Below are 3162 nucleotides of genomic sequence, written 5' to 3'. Positions count from 1 at the left end.
GCAGCAGTCTTGACCGTGGTTCCGATACCCGCGGCGAGACGAGATCCGATACCGTGGCCGGACCGCTCTGCGATCGGCTCGATACTCTTGAGTGACTTCTCTACCTGTCCAGGGATCTTGCTGGATTCAATAGATAGAGAGACGTAAGCGTGGCCAAGCTCCACTGACATTACTTCACGTCCTTCCGCAGATACTCGGAAGCGCCGGTAATCACGGCTCCCTCCAATGCAGCCACCATCGCTTGCACAGAGACCGATTCCTGATCCATTTGCTTCATGACGGCCGGCCACGTGAACGCCGCGAAGTAAACCAACGCGGCGGTGATCACAACCGGATCGGATTCACGGTTGATCCGGTCGAAGATTTTTTCTATGTCCCCGTTGGCGTCCATCAGGTCCAGCCAAAGATTCTGGGTTAGCTGTTTCTGGGTCATCCGCTACCTACTTGCGGAAGCGGCGGCGGGCCTCCGCCCGACCTTTGGCAATACCCGGACGAGTCTCGGTATCGTCTTGAGTATCGGTGTCGTCTCGGGTCAGCCATCCCCGGCGGATTAGTTCGCGCTGGCCTAGTTGTCGCGCGGTTAGCTCTTGATCAGTCATAGTGTTATCGCTTTAGTCTTATTAGTCGTTTTCGGGAACATGTCTGAGTACCAGATACAAGCGGGCATATACACGCCATAAGGCCGAATGAGGTCTGTATGTCTCCGGTACCCCGCCTCTGGAATGCGGACAACCACCCGATACTTTCCAGGGCGGGTATGCATTAGAGGATCCTTCGGTTGAGTACTTCAGTCTGGATCATCGGGTGGAGCTCTCCAGCGTTGATATCTCGAACAAGATCCGCACGGCTACTCTGAGCACTGAGAGCCTTCACTTCGTCATCGATCCAGCGCTTACGCTCGGTTCGAATCGCTTCCAGCTCCCGAACCGTGGGCACCCACAGATTCGCACCCGCGCGGACGGTCCATACTAGAAACTCGTCCAGGTCAAACGGGAACGGAATATTCTTTTCACCGTCGAACTCTTCGCGCCACTCCTGGAAAACCTCGTCAAGGTTCGAAATCACGGTATCGCGCACACGATAATCGGAGACATACGGGGACTTCGCCATATGGTTCGCATCCGGCGCAGCGGTCAGCATCACCGATTGCTGAGCATCTCGGAGAGAGTTGTATTTCTTCCGGATCTCAACGACACCCCGCCAGTGTTCAGCGGTCCCGGACTCGATTGCATCCAACGCGGTTCCGGCACCGTTCAGCGCCTCCACCAGCCCCGGGAGCGGTTCGAGAACCTCGCGAAGCTTGTCATTGAGCCCGGAAAGAATCATGTCGGTTCGGCTGGCTGCAACCGATTCCATTCGGTACTCAGCATCCGTGCGAAGCTTATTCACCGACTCGCGTCGATACTCGGTGACCTCGTTCTTCATGCGGATCTGAGCCATTCCCTCAAGCCAATCCTTGGGGATTTCTCCGGTCTCGAAGAACGAATCTGTATCTGGCACCTCCGAGTCGTCCGATGCAGGGTCCAGCGCCTCCGCTTGCTCCAGGATGCGGAGCGCCTTGACGAACTCAGCGTCAGTTTCAAGAATCTCGGTGATCACAGGGTCGCTTGCATACTTGCTCAGCGTCGGAACTTCGCGGATGTTGAATCGTCGTTTGATCATTGTTTATTGCTCCTAGGCCAAATCGAGGAAGACGAAATTGCGAAGCGACTCGCGGGCCGCGGCATCGAGTCCGCTGGTAGCGGGAAGCTGCGCCGGATCGATGAAACCGGCGAGAAGAATCCGAGACCTCTCGATGGTGAATCCGTACTCAACCGGAGTCGGGTCCAGCAAAAATCCCTTAGCGGTCTGCCGGCCGTCGTTGGCCGCAGGATCGTACGGACCGAATAGACCGGTCGCAGTTTTCTTGCCGAGAACGATCCCGGGAAGCAGGCAGCCGTCCGGGTAGTGAGCGGGTGCGGTGAACCATGTACCGTCGAGATTGATCGTCGGAGCTTGGCCGTCCCACAGGTATCCGTGGTTACCGACGATCCATGCCCGGGAATTCAATCGGGCCTGAATAGCCATCACATAATTGTCACTCATTTGGTATTTCTCCTTAGTAGCCCGACAGTCGATCGAGCAGAACAACGGTCTCTTCAGTCAGGAGACCGGTAGTGAAAAATCGGTTGTATTCGTATTCAGTCATCGGATCGCACCGGCTTCCAACGTCGGGTGAACAGATAGAACGCCTGCTCTTTGTCTCGGACCGGTCCACCGTTGGCTACCGTGGCATCCCGGTACGGTTGCTTCGAATCCCACCAGTACTCGAAAAGCTCTCTTTGCTGAGCTGGAGTCGGGTTCTTGTATTTCTTCGATAGCTCGAAGTAGTCCATTCGATGATCCTTGTTTGTCATAGATTCCAGCCCGAAGGCCGTTAAGTGAGCCAACTCTGTTGGCGTTTGACCTACCCCGCCTCGAGGCGGAGAGTAATTAACCGACTTCGCTGACGTATGTCAGCCCCTGTCGTCGGGAGAGCTAGATGAGCCCTAGTTCTTTTGTAAGCCTGCGTGCTTCTCGGCACGAAGACTGATACCGCCGATTAGCGGACTTCTGGCAAGCCCGGCAATGGCCGGATCTATATCTATCCTGAGGCCCCCTGATCGGGTGGCCATTGGTGCACATACCCATAGGGCATCTTCTTTCGTAGATACCGTTAGCAACGGTGGCCAAATAAAAAGGCAGCTCACGTGGTACGTGGCCGCCTAGGCGAGACCCGGGCACGACTAGGGATGCCCGGAAGCTGAAGCGCTCATGATTGGCAACGAGCGCTGAGCCACCAGTGGACCAGACCGGTGGTTATGAGGGGGATGGGAGCCGATCGGGTAGCGGTCGAACGCCAACGGAGTTGGCTCCGCCGGACGATCTTCGATCGCTCGGTACGTCTCTACCTGAACCCCCTCATATGTATATAGGTGTCACGGGGTTCTACCTGCGAAGTTACATGTAACGTGTGGTCTGAAGTGCAGGTTTACCGAGGGTGTAACACATACTTTTTGTTACACCGCACCGATTAAGTGATGGAATTCACAGAAAGTATTTCAGTGACCAGGGGTTTCGAGGAGTTCGTGTACTTACCCCTCTATATGTATATGCCTGTCACAACCCCCCGGATTTTGTCCA

The 3162-nt window shown here is 55.6% G+C and carries 4 protein-coding genes; all 4 read right to left on the bottom strand.

Annotated elements, in window-relative coordinates; all coding sequences use genetic code 11:
• Positions 1-169: 169 nt before the first annotated feature.
• The 4 genes from ACFXN1_RS51570 to ACFXN1_RS51555 all read right to left on the bottom strand — a co-directional run bounded on the left by ACFXN1_RS51570 (position 170) and on the right by ACFXN1_RS51555 (position 2375).
• Positions 170-433: a hypothetical protein gene (locus tag ACFXN1_RS51570; RefSeq protein WP_379446668.1), complete on the bottom strand. Its 264-nt coding sequence runs from the start codon at positions 431-433 to the stop codon at positions 170-172.
• A gap of 329 nt (positions 434-762) precedes the next feature.
• On the bottom strand, positions 763-1662 hold the full coding sequence (locus ACFXN1_RS51565; protein WP_379446667.1) for a hypothetical protein: 900 nt from the start codon (positions 1660-1662) through the stop codon (positions 763-765).
• A gap of 12 nt (positions 1663-1674) precedes the next feature.
• On the bottom strand, positions 1675-2085 hold the full coding sequence (locus tag ACFXN1_RS51560) for a head decoration protein (protein WP_379446666.1): 411 nt from the start codon (positions 2083-2085) through the stop codon (positions 1675-1677).
• 95 nt (positions 2086-2180) lie between these two features.
• Positions 2181-2375: a hypothetical protein gene (locus ACFXN1_RS51555; protein ID WP_379446665.1), complete on the bottom strand. Its 195-nt coding sequence runs from the start codon at positions 2373-2375 to the stop codon at positions 2181-2183.
• Positions 2376-3162 lie beyond the last annotated feature (787 nt).

It is taken from the genome of Nocardia sp. NPDC059154 (assembly GCF_042755705.1).
Lineage (GTDB): Bacteria > Actinomycetota > Actinomycetes > Mycobacteriales > Mycobacteriaceae > Nocardia.
This window is presented reverse-complemented; position numbering and strand designations above follow the sequence as displayed.

Excerpts from the sequence above, each read along its gene's own strand:
- ACFXN1_RS51570 (WP_379446668.1), bottom strand. The coding sequence starts at position 433 with ATGACCCAGAAACAGCTAACCCAGAATCTTTGGCTGGACCTGATGGAC.
- ACFXN1_RS51565 (WP_379446667.1), bottom strand. The coding sequence starts at position 1,662 with ATGATCAAACGACGATTCAACATCCGCGAAGTTCCGACGCTGAGCAAG.
- ACFXN1_RS51560 (WP_379446666.1), bottom strand. The coding sequence starts at position 2,085 with ATGAGTGACAATTATGTGATGGCTATTCAGGCCCGATTGAATTCCCGG.
- ACFXN1_RS51555 (WP_379446665.1), bottom strand. The coding sequence starts at position 2,375 with ATGGACTACTTCGAGCTATCGAAGAAATACAAGAACCCGACTCCAGCT.